Raw genomic sequence first — 16,389 nt, 5'->3', positions numbered from 1 at the left:
AAAAGTGAATAGACTCTACACCACACTGCTACAGTTGAACTTCCAAACCTGCCTTGCACGAAACTGGACCTTCTGCCATCGGCAGTGCGATCGCATCAATATTCACGGGGGCACTGCCATAGGTGGTCGACAATAGAGTGCGAAGTGTAGGCTGATCATCATTGGCAAACGGGTAGACGAGGGTCGCACGCTTTGCACCGAAGCCCAATGCGTAGGCACACATTTGGAATCGGTCGTTGCGGTCCTCGTTGCCGAAGCCCCGTTTGTATTTTGCATCGAGTATCCAACGTTCGCTTTCGCGTTCTAGCAACGTGTCGGCGATCAGGGACCGGTAGGGATCGTCTGTACCGAGTGCGTCGTCCCAGAGTCGGACGGATTTGGAACGTGACGTGACATTCCATCCGGTTTGTGGCGATAGGTCTTGGCACATGCGAGTGAGCGCTAGCTCCCAGATCCGCGATAGCGAGAGCGTAAATGTGTGGCCGCCGAAGCCGCTGGTTTGATCTATCGTTGCTCCGGTGAGCAGAAGTCTTCCGAGTTGCAGTGCCGAACGATATCCATCCGGCGGCGCGGAAAGACTGGTGTGGATGACGGTTTGGCGATCGACGCTCTCGCGTGAAACCGCGGACCACTCGTTGCGTAGTTGTTGGAACAATCGAACTTCGTCTGGACCGAGATCCGACTGGAAAAGGACGAGTTGGTCGAGCGCTGCGGCAAGCATCTGGTTTGCCGGCGTGTCTAAACTGCGGCTGCGTACGACTTGTGGTATCGCTGGCAATCGCCACATTCGTTGCGAAAGTCGTCCGGCAAGGATGCGTCCGCGAACGTGCGGTGAGTCGACGCTCATTTGCACGAAGCCTTTACGCAGGTGGCAACGTGTGACGATTTCAAGCTCTCGCAGGAAAAGCCGAGCGAGCACCGTTTGCCAACTGTCACTCTGCTGAACACTGCCGCCCGACGCCCAGAGCTGAAGGTCAGGAAATTCTTGCAAATAGACGAGCCAATCGAGCAATATGACACCAGGGATCTTGGTGCTGAGCAGTATCCGCCGTCCACTCGGTAGTTCAATCACGCCGACACGGTCACGACCTCGAATCTCAATCCTATTTGTGTGTTCGACGATTCGTATCGTTTTGTTCTGTGCATGCGAGAGAATCGCGTTGTAGTCCGATCCGATCTCGCTGACGGGTCCTTCCCAATGGCGCGGGTTCGCTGTGCCGGCTTCATCGCACACGATGTCGGTTGAGCTACGAGGCCTCGGCGGCGCGGCGAGTGTTTGAGTCACGCGTCCGGCTCGCTCAATGGATCGGTTATCGCGGGTTGATCGGGATTTTCCGTCAAGCATTCCAGTAACACTTGCTCGATTTGAGATACAAGGCTCGCATCGACCCGTCCGAATTGCATCACGCAGAGCTCTTTCACGTACGGAAGCACGCTGAAGCGGACGATCCGTTTCAACGCTTGCGGGATCAACGGTTTGTCTTCGGACGCTTGAGTTTCATTTCCGAACGTTTGGACCATGAATAGTGCGTGGCCCACCTGTTGTTCGGGCGCGATACCGCGATCTTGGAGCAACTGATTGCACGACCTGAGAGCGTCGCAAGAAAATCTTGCGGGGTTATTGCCCGGTCTCTTCAGCCATGTGCGCAAGATGTCGTAGTCAGGAACAAGATCGAGCCACAGAAAGCGCCGACGAAGGGCAAGGTCCATGCGTCCAATCGAACGATCGGCACTGTTCATCGTACCGATGATGTAAACGTTGCTGGGAAAACGAAACATGCGCCCGGAAAGCAAACGCACCGCACGACCGCGGTATTCAAGCAGTTGCAGCAATTCGCCGAGCACTGCCGCCGTGTCGCAACGATTGATTTCATCCATGACAAGCACGTGCCTCGCGTTCGGACGGAAGCTCCTTAACGATTCGATCCATTCCAAGAAACAACCCAGCTTCGGCTCGAACTTCAAAACGCCGTCTGCGGTGAACGGTTTGATGCCCTCGAAAAAATCCTCGTACGCCCAGTTTGCATGCATGTAGAGAGTCGTGTGGTCACCTTGTGAATTCGTTTCTCGATCGGCTGCGAAATATCGCGCGAACAACTGTGCAATGTAGGTTTTGCTTGTACCTGGAGGTCCGGTGAGAATTACTTGCTGTTTGGTCAGCAATGCATCTTCAATCTCTTGCAGCCGGTTGATTGACAACGCGGAGAGTTCACTTAGTTGTTGAAGGGTTCTCGGAGCGTCTTCATCGACTTCGATTTCAGATTCGTCTTCGTCGATCACGACCCGGCCTCGACTTCCTGTGCTCCAAACTCCTGTTCTCGCTGCATCGAAGAAAGGCCAGGCCCAACGGAAAAACTCGCCGATATCGTTGGCCAATGTTTCCGCGAGCCGAGGAAGCTCTTCCAGCGCAAATTGACGAATGATGCTGATCGGTGCCGAGGGCGAAATGGTTGGCTGACCAGACTCGCTATCGGCCTCCCCAATCTGAGCCGCAAAAACCCGGACGTCGATCGGTAGCCTATCGTCAGACGCATCAAGCCCGACCACGGTGCCGTCCGGGGCGCTCAACAAGTATTCTTGGACCGCAGGCCTATTCCCCGCAATCGCGGCGTGCAGGTTAGCAATGTATACGTCACAGTCGTTGCCGAATGCGAAGCCATAGTTGAAATGACGCTGATTCCCAAGCATCCGAAAGAACAGCTGGCAACTCTTGATCTTCGATTTCGCGTTCGGGTCAAAGAAAGCTGCCCAATAGTGATCGTTGTAGCCTCCCCGGCCGAAGTCATTCTTCTTTAGCTTTGACACATTGTGGGTAGTGCCAGCCACTGCTGGATCAAGTCTGGAAATGCAATCTTCTCGTAGGGCTTCAAGAAGATGATTTGTTGGATCTCTCAAAACTAGTTCAAAACGCTCCTTGTTTGCAACGTGCCATTCGCCGTCCGTCGTATGTTCTGGTAGCTCAAGCAAGTAATCCACGGTTTGCTGGTTGTATCGTTCCGAGTCCAATGATTCATCGTCCAGACTGTCTTCTTCATCGTCGCTTTGACTTACGGCTAACTCCTTCGCCGCAGCATCTTGCTTGACGCTCGCCGCCAAAGCCTCAATCTCCGCATCAGAAAGATTGATTTCACGGTAGTAGGACGTCAGGTCCGGAGCGTCACTGGCGTAACTGAATCGCTGAGTACGAAGATCAATGAAGACCGTCTTCACGCCAGATTGATTCTCTTGAACGGTCGCAAGGCTCCGAAACGCAACTTCGTCCGGAATCGCCCAAACATGTAATTTGCCGTCAGTGATCTCGTAGTAACAGAAAAGAAAGATCGCGGGATGGTCGGCGGTTACCTGACGCAAGTCTTCAAGTTGTGAGGGCGGCATGTTTGTCCAGAACCCGCCTCCAACGCGTGAGTTACGATTCAGGATGATTCCTTCGCCCCACTGATATCGCGAACCACGTTGCTGATTGAGAGGCTCTCCTCCCGCCTGCAAGCGCTGAAGGGGAATTTCCTTCATTACTTTGCCGGCATTCCGTTTCAGCTTCTCGCCGAGTGGTGGCGCGTCGAATTCAAGACCGGTAGCTGATATTTGCGTCAATGCTTTGGCAGATAGTTCGTCAGAGTTCATTCGTTGCGCCCAATGGTTTGCTTGCGTTTCGCAATATGATCCCAGGCAACAGCGAGCGTCACAACTGGGGGAGCATCGAACACACTTCGCGAGGCGTCTCAGAATAGTTTTCGCGACAGACAGATCTGGTGTGACAGAGTCTCCGAATCTTTCGCCACTGGTATCATTTGGCCGCTTGAGGCCTGCTTGGGTTCTCTCGTAACTGTCTTGTTGTGTCCGCGGGCGTTGGGCTCGCGGCGTGATGATGACTTTGCGAGGGAGAGATTCTTGTGGTTGATAAATTGAATGTTGGCTTGGTGCCGATTGGCGCGCGAGCGGTGGCTTACTATCGCTGTTCGGCGGATGACGGAGATCGGCGGGCGTTGATAATGCAGCACGATCGCGTTCGCCGATGGGCGGCTGCGAACGACGTGGAGATCATTCGCGAGTTTTGCGATGTGGGGCCGGCGAAGGTTTCGGCAGATGATCGGCCTGCGCTGACGGAAATGGTCGAGGATTGGATCAGTCGGCGCGATGATTTTGATGTCGTCCTCTGTTTTGATTTGAGCCGACTTGGGCGAGCTTGCGACGATAGTGGTGACTCTCTTGCAGTTGTTTGCGAAGAAAACGGCAAGCGGATTGTTGTCGCTGGTGTCGCGTAAATCCTCGCGATGTTTGCCGTGGTTCTCGCCGATGGTCTGGCTGTCGGTGAGAATTCCGCGGCGAGATTGGGGCACCGAAAGAACATCGTGTGACAAAGTCTCGGAAATCTGGGCGACAGGTGTGACTTAGCCGCTTGAGGCCTGCTTGGGTGCTCTCGTAACTGTGTTGTCGATGCCGCGAACGTTGGGTTCGAGGCGACGACGATGATTTTTTGCGAGAGGTTTACAAGTGAATAATTGGTGGGAGATCGGTGTGCCCGATCCGGATTCGCCGACGCTCGTTCGAGCGGTGGCGTACTACCGGCATTCGGCGCAAGACCGACAAGAGAACTCGATCCCGATTCAACAGGATCAGGTTCGTGCGTGGGCACGGGAACACGGCGTCGAAATCATCCGCGAGTTCTGCGACGCCGGACGATCGGGGCTGAACTCCGAAGGACGGCCGGCGTTCACAGAGATGATGGAGGAATGGATCGCCAAACGTACCGACTTTGAATACGTTCTGTGTTTGGACGTATCGCGGTGGGGCCGGTTTCAAGACATCGACTTGTCGGCCCAGTTCTCGGCGATCTGCAAGAAGAACAAGAAGCAGGTCATCTACACGACGATCGGCAAGCCGAAAGAGAATGATCCGCTTTATCCGGTCTACGTCCAGTTCGAGCGGTTTCGGGCCGCCCAATACAGTCGCGAATTGAGCGACAAGGTTTGGCGGGGATGCGTGAAAATCGCCGAGCAAGGGTATCTCGCCGGCGGCAAGCCACCTTATGGCTTGTCGCGGTTGTTGCTCGACGAGAAACGTGAACCGCTGCATGTATTGGAAGCCGGCCAACACAAGGGTATCCAAAACCAGCGAGTAACGCTGACCGAAGGGCCGCCGGAACAGGTTGCCGTGATTCAGAGGATCTTTGACGAGTTCGTTGTACGTGGCTGGTCGGAGTTCAAGATCGCCGAGGGACTCAACGACGACGGAATTCCCTCGCCAAGCAACGGACGCTGGGGCGCAGGCAGCGTGCTCGCGCGGCTACGCAATGAGAAGTACGCCGGGACGATGGTTTACAACCGGACGTCTGGCAAGCTTAAAACGCCGAGCGTGCCCAACCCGATCGAAGAATGGGTTCGGACGACTGATGCGTTCACCGGAGTCATTGAGTTCGATCTGTTCATCCGAGCCCAAGAGATCTTTGAGAAACGCAGGCAGCGTTACGATCCGGACTACATGCTACGGATGCTCGATGCCTTGTATCGGTCTCGCGGGATGGTGCGACCAGGATTGATCCGGTTGGATGAGAACCTTCCCTCGACCTGTGCGTACACTCGCGAGTTTGGATCCCTCGATCAAGCGTTTCAAAAACTGTTTGATGGCGAACGCGACAAGGCACGTTCGGCGGTTCACGAACAGATTCTTGGACATGTCCCCGAGACGCAGGCCTATTCCGACTTCTTGGTACTCGACCAGAAGCTGACCGTTTCGATTCAACCGGCTGTGCCAATGCCACACGGTTACGAGACGTACTGGCCCATCCGCCGTGACCCGCGCCCTGTCATCGACATGACGCTTGGCGTCCTTCTTTCCGAACCGGCCGACTTCAACATCCTCGGGTTCATTGCGCTGCCGCGGTTCGGCTCGGACTCCAAACCGATGCGCTACACCAGCTCTTCCATCCGCACCGAACTGTTCGGCCGGACGGATCTTCAATTCCTTCAACAACTTCTCTAACGGAGACAACCAACCATGGAACCACTCAATAACATTTGCCCCATCGCCGATCGGCGGTACGAAGACGTCCCCATCGACAAGGTGAAGGTGATCAACTCACGCAACCGCGACCAAGAGCAATTTGACATGAATGTCGAGAGTATCGGGGGCGTCGGCTTGATGAAACCGATCCGCGTCAACGACAAGTTTCTTGAGTCGACCGGAAAGTACGAACTGATCTGCGGCGAAGGCCGTCTGTTGGCCCACAAACAGCTCAATAAGACGCACGTGCCGGCCGAGGTCGTGAGCTGCACTCGCAAAGAAGCGCTCCTTCAATCGCTGATTGAGAACATCGCTCGCACCAAACCCGGCAGCATGGACTTTGCCCGTGAATTGAAGCGATTGCACGACGAAGGCTGGGAGTATTCACGAATCGCCAAAGTCGCCTGTAAAACCGAGAAGTACATTCGGGAATACATCCGACTGGTCGAACAGGGTGAAGAACGCTTGATCCAAGGGGTCGAATCCGGCATCTTTCCGATCAAGTTTGCGATCCAGGTCGCCTCCACCGACGATTCGCAAATCCAAGCGGTGTTGATGGACGCGTTCGCCGATGGGCTGGTGACGACCAACAACTTTGGTCAGGCTCGGCGGATCATCTCGGCGCGGGCCAAGCAATCGAAGAAGTCACCTGCCAGCCGCGATTACACGGTCGGGCAACTGCGGCATGACATTGCCGAAACAACCCGAGTCAAAACCGGCTATGTGCGTGAGGCAAAATCGAAAGAGAGCCGCTTCATGACGCTGCTCGCCGGCGTCAATACGCTGTTTCAAGACACGGACCTGGTGTCATTGCTGCGGCGGCAACAACTCGACAAGCGTCCAGAACTGGCGGGCGATTTCAAATTCGATCCAACCATGAGCTCGGAGGTGTCGTCATGAGTGCCAACGGCAAACCCAAAGGCGTCGACATTTCGATCGTCAAGCTAGTACCGAGGAGCGAACGCAAGGTCGCCAAGAAGTATCGGCAACGGATCGAAGCGAGCTTGCGAGCGGTCGGGTTAATTGAACCACTGATCGTGTTCCCGCTCGATGACGGCTACGAGATTTTGGACGGAGCTCTTCGGTATCGGATCCTGCTGGACCACGGCGTCGAAACGGTGCCTTGTCTGATCCACAACGTCCGCGACGGTTTCACTGGTAACCGGATGGTCAATCAACTGAGTGCTTCGCAAGAGATGCGAATGCTTCGCAAATCGCTTGAAGAACTCGACGAGAAGACGATCGCAAATGCTCTCGGAATGCAGGGCATTGGGCACCGACTCAACAATGGCTTGCTCGCCAAGCTTCATCCGGCCGTTGTCAAAGCATTCAATACCAACAAGATCAATTTGCAAACAGCGAAGGAGCTGACGAACGTCAAGGAAGATCGCCAGCATGAGATCTTGAAGTTGATGGAATCGTGTAACGACTACTCGACAACGTTCGCTCGCGGACTGGTATTGAAGACGTCGGCGAATAAACGGACAAAAGCCAACGGTACCAAGACCCCGTGGTCGCAATCCGACGAGAAGAAAAGCCAACTGTTGAAGAAGTTGCAGGATGCCGAACAGCAACAGGATTTCTATTCCGGTCTGTATCGGCAATACACGACGAATCTGTTGAAGTTGGTCATCTACGTCCGCACGCTGCTCAACAACCCCGAGGTGAAAGCGTATCTACAAACCAATCATGCGGATCTAGCTCGAGTCTTCGAGGAGATCCTCGAAAGCACGGAGGGATGAACATGCCGAAGAAACATTGGACCCCCGAAAAAGTGATCGAGGAACTCAAGCGAACTCGCCGCAATGGACCGAGAGCAAACCGAAAGCTCGATGATGCTGCAAGGCGATGCTTTGGCAGCTTGCGAGCAGCGTTGGAAGTTGCGGGCTTGCCGTGCGGGCGACGCCCACCGCTGAACCAAGGTTGGTCGCAGGAAACGGTCATCGAGGCGATTCGTGAGCGTCATCGAAACAGGAAAAGCCTGTGGCGAACCCACCTCGATGATCGCGGGCTGTACGAAGCCGCTAAAAGACATTTCGGAACCTGGACCGCTGCACGCGCCGCGGCGGGATTCCCTAAGCCGACACGCGAGTTCTATTCGCCTGATGAAGTGCGTCTAGCGATCATCGACCTTTACGAACGAGAGCTACCGCTGAAGTTCGGCTCCCATCGCGATGCGAATCTACGCCGATCGGCAATCAAGCATTTCGGCGGTTGGCGCAAGGCCGTCGAATCACTCGGCCTGGGAAGCGAGCTGCCCAGACGTTGGACCAAGCAGTCCGTCGTCGAAGCGATCCTTGAGCGACGCGCTTCTGGCTATCGGTTGTACAAAACGTGCGGCGAGGACAAGACTCTATTCCGTGCCGGAATCAAGCATTTCGGCAACTGGGAAAAAGCTCTCCAGGCGGCCGGGATCAACGAAACCGCGCGCCAGCGATGGAACGAGGAGAAAGTCATTGAGCGACTGCGAATGCTGATTGCGAAACACCCCGGTGAAAAGATTCGCAGGCACGACAGTAACTTGGCCTATGCCGCTGAAAAACGATTTGGAACGCTTGCCAAAGCCCTGCAAGTTGCTGGACTAACAACGAAGCAAACACGGCGGAGGGTGGCGTCATGATCCGAGAAGCCATCATTCGCAAAATTGTTGAACGCGACCTTGCCGGCGAGAGCCTTCGCGAAAACGATCTCCGCCGCGACGACGAACTTCTCTTAGCCGCCGCAATCGAAGACTTTGGCTCGTGGGAAACGGCATTGCAATACGCGGGCGTCAACACGCGACACGTCGCCCACAGTCGCGACCTGACGCAAGCCCGCGTCGAACAACAACTCCGCCGTTTGTGTACGACAGGCTACGACCTCGGGGCCATGGTGAACCGCAGCCGCGATCGCGGCCTTTACGATGCCGCCCTTCGCTACCACGGATCGTGGCGAGCCGCCCTGACGGCCGCCGGCGTCAACTTAGCCAACGTCTTCCGTCGTCGCCCCGACCACTTCGACCGAGAGGCCATGATCCTTTGGCTACGCGAACGCCAAGTCGCCGGACAAACTCTCATCTACAGCGAAGTCTGCCTAGAAAATCGAGCCCACGCCCTAGCGATCCGTCGCGAGTTCCGCAGCTGGGTCAAAGCTATCGAAGCGGCTTTTCCGCCGACAGACAAATGAGAGATGGCGAACTCAGTGCCCGTGTCGCCGAAACGCCCTTTCAAGCAAGGCAAAGCATGTGGAAGGCGAGTGATCCAAGAACCGATATCTGCATGACGAGCAGCAGGTACGCGATCGTTCGCTTTGGACCAAGTCGTATCATCAAGACTCCAATCGTGAGTTCCATTGCAGTCAAGAGAAACGTGAGCCAGGTCGTATCTCGCATATTTTGGCCGAATAGCTGACCGATCAATGCAGCCGGAACAAAGGCCGGCATCCCTGAAATCATGAGGGCGAAAGCTGGCAGGATCCGATCAAGCTCCTTGTAACTGACGACCCATGCGTAAGGCAGGATCATGCAGGCAAGCAGTGCCGCGGATGCCATTCGATGCTGCGGGTTACGCACGCAGGAGGCAATGAAATAGGCATACGCGCCAGCACAGATGACCCCGCTAGTGAAGAGCGGAAACTTGGTGAGTAGCGCCGTCGCGACAGCGATGGCAGTCGTGATCGCCAGCAACAAGCGGAGTGAGAAACGCATTTTCGGCCGCGAGGTGTCGATCGACGATTTGGTCGTGATGGGTAGCCATGGCAGGACTAAGCAAAACGCTGCCGAGGCAATCGCTGACCACATCGGCACCTTCCAGAGAAGTGGCGACGGACGACTCTGATCGGAGTCCGTCCAAGTGTAGAAACCCGGAATGAACCAACCCACGACCAAGCTCACCGCGATGAATAGCGGGAAGATCGGTATTTGCGACGCAAGCTTGGTGACTTCCATACTTCTCCGAGAGCCTGCCTCGGCTCACCAACAGCGCCCCTTTTTTACAAAACGACAGAATCCCAAACGACTCACTCAGATGAGCACGATGTGTCAGGCAACTTGTCGGTACGACAGCAAATGCCCACCGAGTTCCGACTCGCACGTGACGTTCTGTTTCGAGAATTTGATCGGCAACGTCACAGATTCGTCACGAATGGGTGGCAGATGGTCTCGCCCAGAATGGCCCCGTCGTTTGTTGTACCAGTCTTGCGTGGTACGAAGGATTCCGTCGAGATGCTCGTTCGTCACAATGCAGAACGCGTTGAGCACCTCGTGTTTGATTGTTTGGATCACACGCTCGACGTGAGCCTGTAGGTTCGGTGAACGGATTGGGGTGAGTTTGATTTTGCATTCGCTCGACTTGAACACGTTGTCAAACTCAGCGGTGTATTTGCGGTCGCGATCCCGCATGAGCGTTTCGCATCTGAGCTTGTGATCGTCGATGTGCATCTGGAAGTTGCGGCCTTGCTGCGTCGTCCAGTCGGCATTTGGATTCTCGGTGCATGGCGAAATCCAAATCTGCCGCGATCCGATATGGATGAAGACGATGAAGTAGACATCGACCAAACCTTTCATTGTCCATTTCTTCTTGCACGCAAAGTCGCATTGCCAGAGTGTTTCGGCGTGGCGTTTCAGGAACTTGTGCCAAGTATCTGGATGATCGCCGGGCGCAGGTTCAAATCCCGCGGCGACGATCACGTTCTTCACTGTTTGCCGAGAAACGTGAACGCCCATTCGGCGCAACTCTTGCAGAATCTTCGTGTAGCCGAACCCGGTTTCTTTTCGGATCCGGATGATCGTGTCTCGCACGTCCTCCTCAACCTTCGGCCGGCCGGTACCGCGTTTGGCTGATCGCTTCTCAGGGGTTGGCGTGTTGCTCTCCATTTTGCGAACCCAACGGCGAAACGTCGAATACGACACGATGGTCATTACATCCTTGATCTTCCCGCCCAGTTTCCTGCCGTGTTTGAGGAGCGTGTTCCTTTCACGATTGTCCAACGTGACTCGGCTGGGTAACTTGGAGCGAAGGATTTCATTCTCTGCTTTCAGGTAGCGAATTTGCTGAGCAAGTTCCTGCCGTGTCAACGACGCCAGCAGTGTCAAAAGCGGGTGGACAATGTTGACCATCGAGAGCTGAAAATCCTTGCAAATCCTGTAATAATCGGAGTGGCAGAGTATTTGTACCCCGCTGAAACGATGAGCCTATCGGCCGATCCGTTCCTCGCAATCGCCAACCGACTGCGTAGCAAGACTCAGCGGCGATATCGAATCTCTCGCCGCCGATCGATTGATTCAATCGGCAAAGCCAACGACTACGAGACTCGGTATCGGCCTCTTCAAACTCGCGTGTCTGTTAACCGCACACGCCGATAAATTTTGCGGTAGCAGTAACAGACCGCCGGTTAACAGGTTGCTGTTAACCCCTTTCGCAAATCATGCCTGATTGTCCCAATGCCCGAAGTGGCAACCTGACGGGATACGAAACCACGAAGTCATGCAGAAAAGCAGGTCAAATCAATGCGCAGGCAGAGACGACTTGCCGAGAGCGTCCTGTACGGGGAGGCTCGGATCATACCCGTTTATCGCTGACTTGCTTTGGTCATTCCCATGATTGATAATAATCACCCACGGGAACGGAGTGCGCCATCACAGCTTGGTCATTCGGAATGAAGATCCAATGTCGAGTGGTGAGGCAAATCTGGCCCGATAACAATGTGATGCACGCGAAGCCGGACTTGCGCGTGCTTTTTTCTGCTTGCAGGTCTATCGTTCCGGCTCGGTGATCACGGACGTTCCCCGACTGAAGCAATGATCGTTGCCGAAACAGAGCGATTAACGCTTCGACACGCTTCGCCCGATGACGCAATTGCAATGCGAGCGGTATTCTGCGACCCGGAGGTAATGCGACATGGAGACGGGCCGCAAACGGATGATTGGATTCAATCGTGGATCACTCGTATGAACTACAACTACAACGAGCTCGGATATGGGCTCTGGATTGTCACACAGACGATCGACGCGCTGGCGATTGGTTACTGCGGGCTAACTTGGTTCCCGAATATCAGTGGTCGCCCAGAAATTGAAGTTGGATACCGGCTGGCCCGCACATACTGGGACAAGGGCTATGCTACGGAAGTCGCGGTGGCGGTCCGTGATCTGGCCTTTTCGCACTATGAGTTGGATCGCCTGATTGCGATTATTGAGCCGGACAATTTGCGCTCGATTCGTGTCGCAGAGAAACTGGGGATGCAATATGATGGTGATGTGTTACTCGACGGCTATGATCACAGCGATTCCGTCTACGCCTGTCAACGATAATGGGACGGGGAACCAAGGGATGCACGTGAGTCGCCGAGCTGAGGTCTTTGAAGTGGTTGATCGCTCGCGGCGACCACGTGATCCCAATCGTTCGCCGACAAACAGAGGATTCACCGTGTTCCGTACCACTTTGTTACTGTCACTTGTCTTCGCATACGGTTGCGGACAATCTGCCAGTACGCCCACGGATGTTTCTTCGACGATCATCGCGGATGCCGAGCCATCGCAATCGGTCAGCGCTATCAACTTTGACGAAGCAGGCGGGGTTGTTTCCCTGGATACCCGGATTCCACCCCGCCAAAGACAAAGTTTTGGTATCGGCCAGGGATCGGTCACGCTCGAGACGATCGAAGTTAAGGACAGTCATTTGACATTCTTATACACTCCGGAGATCGAAGGCGGATACACGACCTACGAGTGCACCGTTCCAGTCTCTGCCTCACCAATTACGATCAAGGTGAATAGGGACGGAACACCGGGCGCGACGTCCTTTGACCTTACAGAGTGTCGCGTCGTGAAATCTGGAAATTTACACTGGGAGTGAAACTCGGCGAACAATCGCATGCAACGGAGCCAGCGGTCGGGTCGGTTTTGAAATCAAAGCGTCTCGCGCCGGCCCGCTGATGCGTGTCGTTATCCGACTGAAGCATGCTGACGTTGGAGATTTACTTACATCCGTTCGCATCTCATCGAATAGGACACCGAAATGATAGTAAAAGGCCTGGGCTTCTGCGTGGTGTTGCTCGGCTTGGCGATGTTAATATTCGCCGGGATGGCGTATTTCGAACTTCACGCCGCAGCGACATCCGAGACGCCTCCGTCCGCCGATTCAATGCCACTAACGAAGATCGTCGGCCCAGAATTCTTTGCCCCCGGAAATGCGGCAGCGAAACCTGCGGAACTCGCGAGAAAGACTTTCAATCGCATTTACACAATTGCTGGGGGCGGAATCGTTGCGGCGATCTTGGGTGTTCTGATCCTTGCCGTCCCGAAATCAACAGCGCGTCGTGATGAAGTAGATCCCCGCATTATCGGATAACAAAGCGGTGAACGGGAGCCGCCGATGACGCGGGTTTTGAAATCATAGTTTTTTGGCGGCGGCCCCGTTACCGCGGCCGTTATCCGACCAGCATTGTATGCAATTCCTCCGCTTCAAACTGAAGACGTTGCTTGCCGCGATTACCGCTCTGGCCGTCGCATTCGGTTTCGCACATCATGCTCATTCTCGCTTGCGATATGACGAAGCAATTCTACGGAAACTTGCTGACGACAACCAAACCTGGATTTACATCTGCGATCCCACACCACCCCCGCATCATTCCGGTGGCGTTGCCATGCCAACTGGCTGTGGCGGCGTTGCATACCGGGGCCAAGCAACTCCTCGTTCGTTAATTCTTCTTCCGGAACCACTGCGTCGCTATCTATTTACGCGGATCACCGGCGTTCACCTGCTGCCAGATGCGTTTGACACCAACTGTCTTGACGCTCTTGGATCGTTACCTATGATCGAATCTGTCAACCTAAACGGAATGTCGCTTGCAGCTGGCGCTGAAGATCGATTCAAGGCTCTTCACCCCGATGCAACGCTTTCAAACCGGTCGTATGGAGTGTGGGGGCCGCTTGGCGGTTCTGCTACTTACACCGAGGATTATGACGGCGGATAACCAAGGCATGCACCGGAGTGGCGGTGGTGCGGTTTTCTCGAAATCACGATTTTCGCCGCCACCCGGTGATGCCCACCGTTATCCGACTGGGCGCGTGAAGTTGCGCGTTCTTCATGCTCGGTCATTGGTGCGCGTGATCTCATGCCCGAAATTGGTGCACTTCCCCTGCACTCGATGATTGGTGCGCTCGACTCAATGCTCGATGATCTGTGCGCTCCCTCAATGCTCATTGAATGCTACGCTCGATTCGCTCCGAACTTGGATTTCCGAAACTTGCCTGACCGGCCGCACTTTGATACGATCACACTCGGTCGAGCGTCACCCATCTTGACGAAGTCCAGATGGCGGCGTCCCGCCGTTGTTTTCCCCTCGCGGGGTTCATGCTGGCGACGTTCCGTCGTTGCTTTCCGCTAGCGCGGCCCATGCTCGCTGGCGGTCCGCATCGCAACACATACTCGGGGATAACCATGGATTGCACCGGAGTCGGGCTTGCGGCCGTTTCCAAATGGTTGACTTCACTCTCCCGACCCGGTGAATCCGGACGTTATCGGACTGACTCCGCAGATGTTCCGCTTATTTGCTTGCACAAACGATTGCTGCAACGCCCGATTGGAAAGTTGTCGTTCGGCATTTGCGTTAGCGAATCTGCGATTCAAACGTATTGATCCTCCGCTTGCGCTTTCCTCCCTCCAAGCCGCTCGCAATTCTTGAACGTGTTCGCTGTCTTCGTTTGCTGATCCAACGACAGCGTTTTCGATCCTTCGTTCACCGTCAACAAGCACCGTCGGACGATAATGCCCGTTTACTTGCCGACCCGGTCAACGCCCGATTGCGCCCGCGTGCTGAACAAGATCTTCGGAAATGAACCGGTCAATCTTGTGATGTTCGGCTTCCTGCAAGACTTGTTTGGTGTACTCGAGCACCAGCGATTTGCTGGCGGCGGTGTCGACACTCATATTCACGTCGGATGGACCGCCGACCATATCCTCACCGGACTTGGTTTCAGCCACATAGGGCGCGATTGTGTCCCAATGCTCAAGGATTAACCCTTTGGCGTCGGTAAAGAACATGTCCATCGTTACCCAGCGCGCGGCTCCGTCGTTCAGCGATTGATAGGCACTGCAGAAAACCCAGGGCCCATCTTCGAAGATGCGGACGATCTCAATTTCGCGTTTGGGGTTACGCTCAAGGAAGGGCTCAAAGAATTTGAGAAATCCTTCGGCTCCGTCTTCAACGCCGGTAGAGTGCTGTGTGTACCGATGGCCCGTGTACTTGTTGACGGCCACTCTCGCGTCTCCTCCCGCGATGCCTTCTAAGTAAAGCTTACGTACGTTTTCTAAAGCCTGTCCCATGTCTTTTACCGTGTCTTCGACCGTTCTGGCCATGTGATGAGTGATCGTGATCGCTTGTAGGCAGCGATCTTTCCATACGAGTCACGTTATCAGCTCATGATTGAATTTGGAACGCTTGTTGTCGGTTTGAACCTACGTTTTACGACCCAACTTGTCTGGTTTTGAATAAAAAAGGTCCGGTCTTGATTGGCTTGTCGAGTGGCAGCTTGAATGACTTGGTTTTCAACTGTCACAGGCAAACTTGCTCGTGTCATGCGAGAGCCCGAGATTGATGTGCCCCAGATTTGCACGGCGGTCGTAAATTCCATGAGGAATCACGACACCTTCGGCCCACGATGGAAAGTCGTGGTCAAACGCCTCGAAGGGTGAGCTGCAACGAACCCGCCCCTTTGCGATACATCGTCCCCAAATGCTCCTTCGCTTTGGTATCCATTGAAAACCAAGGATTCCCAGCCGTTTCGTATTGCTCGATGAGTTCTCCGATACGAACGAACTGAGCGTCACGATCTGCGTGTTCGCCTCCGGCGACTACCTTCGCAATTTGCCGATGGCGAATGCCCGCATCATCGAGCCAAGTTGCGATCGAGTCACGGCCTGTCGGCGTTCCCATCTGGGTAAGTCGAGACGAGAGTACTCGGGGTGTCATGTGAGTGTAAAAGACATCTTCCTTGTCAGGGTCACCCGCAGTTCTCACGTCCAAGCAAGCGATCAAGTTTTCTTCTTCGGCGGATTCCGATTCAATCTTTTTTTTCGACCAGCACCAGGCTGACGAATGCGGCCGGCCGCTGGATCATCGGTCAAGCTGTCGAGTTCTGCTAATCCACGTTCAATCGTTTTCTCGCTGCATCCGATCACTCTAGCGATGTAGCGAATCCCGCCGTGCCCTCGCTGTTTTGCTTCGACCGCAGCAAATCTTCGGCGATCCTTCTCTGTCAGTGTTGCGGCAAACTCTCGCAAGGACCGTTCAATTGCCGGAGTTTCCATCAGTTGCATTGCCATCCTTGGCCTCGTGTAGAATCGGGGATTGAACCTATCGACGCATTCTACAACTTGGACCCCGTTTCTCCGACACTAATTTTCCGCTCGG

At 54.7% G+C, this 16,389-nt stretch carries 18 protein-coding genes; 10 read left to right on the top strand and 8 right to left on the bottom strand.

The window, feature by feature from the left end:
- Nucleotides 1-28: 28 nt before the first annotated feature.
- Together Poly51_RS17400 and Poly51_RS17395 are read right to left on the bottom strand one after the other, a co-directional pair.
- Entirely contained in the window at nucleotides 29-1,285 is a 1,257-nt protein-coding gene (locus Poly51_RS17400) for a 5-methylcytosine restriction system specificity protein McrC (protein WP_186775628.1), read from the bottom strand.
- Entirely contained in the window at nucleotides 1,282-3,621 is a 2,340-nt protein-coding gene (locus Poly51_RS17395; RefSeq protein WP_146459042.1) for an McrB family protein, read from the bottom strand. The genes Poly51_RS17400 and Poly51_RS17395 overlap by 4 nt, the downstream gene beginning before the upstream one ends.
- Before the next feature lie 269 nt (nucleotides 3,622-3,890).
- Here Poly51_RS17395 and Poly51_RS17390 point away from each other — a divergent pair, with 269 nt between their 5' ends.
- The 6 genes from Poly51_RS17390 (at nucleotide 3,891) to Poly51_RS17365 (ending at nucleotide 9,165) form a co-directional block, all read left to right on the top strand.
- On the top strand, nucleotides 3,891-4,262 hold the full coding sequence (locus Poly51_RS17390; RefSeq protein WP_186775627.1) for a recombinase family protein: 372 nt from the start codon (nucleotides 3,891-3,893) through the stop codon (nucleotides 4,260-4,262).
- A gap of 229 nt (nucleotides 4,263-4,491) precedes the next feature.
- Nucleotides 4,492-5,979 (top strand): recombinase family protein, encoded by a 1,488-nt coding sequence (locus Poly51_RS17385; protein WP_146459040.1) that lies wholly within the window; start codon nucleotides 4,492-4,494, stop codon nucleotides 5,977-5,979.
- Nucleotides 5,980-5,994: 15 nt separating this feature from the next.
- Nucleotides 5,995-6,900: a ParB/RepB/Spo0J family partition protein gene (locus Poly51_RS17380; protein ID WP_146459039.1), complete on the top strand. Its 906-nt coding sequence runs from the start codon at nucleotides 5,995-5,997 to the stop codon at nucleotides 6,898-6,900.
- Entirely contained in the window at nucleotides 6,897-7,742 is an 846-nt protein-coding gene (locus Poly51_RS17375) for a ParB/RepB/Spo0J family partition protein (protein WP_146459038.1), read from the top strand. Before Poly51_RS17380 ends, Poly51_RS17375 begins: the two co-directional genes overlap by 4 nt.
- Before the next feature lie 2 nt (nucleotides 7,743-7,744).
- Nucleotides 7,745-8,620, top strand: a complete 876-nt coding sequence (locus Poly51_RS17370; protein WP_146459037.1) for a hypothetical protein — start codon at nucleotides 7,745-7,747, stop codon at nucleotides 8,618-8,620.
- Nucleotides 8,617-9,165 carry a hypothetical protein gene (locus Poly51_RS17365; RefSeq protein WP_146459036.1) on the top strand — a complete coding sequence of 183 codons (549 nt, stop codon included), beginning with the start codon at nucleotides 8,617-8,619 and terminating at the stop codon, nucleotides 9,163-9,165. Before Poly51_RS17370 ends, Poly51_RS17365 begins: the two co-directional genes overlap by 4 nt.
- Before the next feature lie 40 nt (nucleotides 9,166-9,205).
- Here Poly51_RS17365 and Poly51_RS17360 read toward each other — a convergent pair whose 3' ends face one another.
- Together Poly51_RS17360 and Poly51_RS17355 are read right to left on the bottom strand one after the other, a co-directional pair.
- Nucleotides 9,206-9,778 (bottom strand): hypothetical protein, encoded by a 573-nt coding sequence (locus Poly51_RS17360; protein ID WP_246114574.1) that lies wholly within the window; start codon nucleotides 9,776-9,778, stop codon nucleotides 9,206-9,208.
- A gap of 240 nt (nucleotides 9,779-10,018) precedes the next feature.
- On the bottom strand, nucleotides 10,019-11,095 hold the full coding sequence (locus Poly51_RS17355; protein WP_146459034.1) for an integrase core domain-containing protein: 1,077 nt from the start codon (nucleotides 11,093-11,095) through the stop codon (nucleotides 10,019-10,021).
- A 681-nt stretch (nucleotides 11,096-11,776) separates the two neighbouring features.
- On the opposite strand from Poly51_RS17355, the gene Poly51_RS17350 reads away from it, so the two are divergent.
- From Poly51_RS17350 to Poly51_RS17335, 4 genes are all read left to right on the top strand, one after another.
- Nucleotides 11,777-12,286: a GNAT family N-acetyltransferase gene (locus tag Poly51_RS17350; protein WP_146459033.1), complete on the top strand. Its 510-nt coding sequence runs from the start codon at nucleotides 11,777-11,779 to the stop codon at nucleotides 12,284-12,286.
- A gap of 115 nt (nucleotides 12,287-12,401) precedes the next feature.
- Nucleotides 12,402-12,830 carry a hypothetical protein gene (locus tag Poly51_RS17345; RefSeq protein WP_146459032.1) on the top strand — a complete coding sequence of 143 codons (429 nt, stop codon included), beginning with the start codon at nucleotides 12,402-12,404 and terminating at the stop codon, nucleotides 12,828-12,830.
- A gap of 162 nt (nucleotides 12,831-12,992) precedes the next feature.
- Nucleotides 12,993-13,325, top strand: a complete 333-nt coding sequence (locus Poly51_RS17340; RefSeq protein WP_146459031.1) for a hypothetical protein — start codon at nucleotides 12,993-12,995, stop codon at nucleotides 13,323-13,325.
- A gap of 97 nt (nucleotides 13,326-13,422) precedes the next feature.
- Nucleotides 13,423-13,950 carry a hypothetical protein gene (locus tag Poly51_RS17335; RefSeq protein ID WP_146459030.1) on the top strand — a complete coding sequence of 176 codons (528 nt, stop codon included), beginning with the start codon at nucleotides 13,423-13,425 and terminating at the stop codon, nucleotides 13,948-13,950.
- An 818-nt stretch (nucleotides 13,951-14,768) separates the two neighbouring features.
- Here the strand turns inward: Poly51_RS17335 and Poly51_RS17330 are convergent.
- The 4 genes from Poly51_RS17330 to Poly51_RS17315 all read right to left on the bottom strand — a co-directional run bounded on the left by Poly51_RS17330 (nucleotide 14,769) and on the right by Poly51_RS17315 (nucleotide 16,301).
- Nucleotides 14,769-15,335: a nuclear transport factor 2 family protein gene (locus tag Poly51_RS17330; protein ID WP_146459029.1), complete on the bottom strand. Its 567-nt coding sequence runs from the start codon at nucleotides 15,333-15,335 to the stop codon at nucleotides 14,769-14,771.
- A gap of 189 nt (nucleotides 15,336-15,524) precedes the next feature.
- Nucleotides 15,525-15,698 (bottom strand): ISAzo13-like element transposase-related protein, encoded by a 174-nt coding sequence (locus Poly51_RS31835; protein ID WP_390621793.1) that lies wholly within the window; start codon nucleotides 15,696-15,698, stop codon nucleotides 15,525-15,527.
- Nucleotides 15,652-15,996, bottom strand: a complete 345-nt coding sequence (locus tag Poly51_RS17320; protein ID WP_261344123.1) for an ISAzo13-like element transposase-related protein — start codon at nucleotides 15,994-15,996, stop codon at nucleotides 15,652-15,654. Before Poly51_RS17320 ends, Poly51_RS31835 begins: the two co-directional genes overlap by 47 nt.
- A 14-nt stretch (nucleotides 15,997-16,010) precedes the next feature.
- Nucleotides 16,011-16,301: a hypothetical protein gene (locus Poly51_RS17315; protein WP_146459027.1), complete on the bottom strand. Its 291-nt coding sequence runs from the start codon at nucleotides 16,299-16,301 to the stop codon at nucleotides 16,011-16,013.
- Between the last annotated feature and the right edge of the window lie 88 nt (nucleotides 16,302-16,389).

The sequence above is a fragment of the Rubripirellula tenax genome (genome assembly GCF_007860125.1).
GTDB lineage: Bacteria > Planctomycetota > Planctomycetia > Pirellulales > Pirellulaceae > Rubripirellula > Rubripirellula tenax.
The sequence above is the reverse complement of the archived record's forward strand: the minus strand, read 5'-3'. Positions and strand labels throughout refer to the sequence as shown.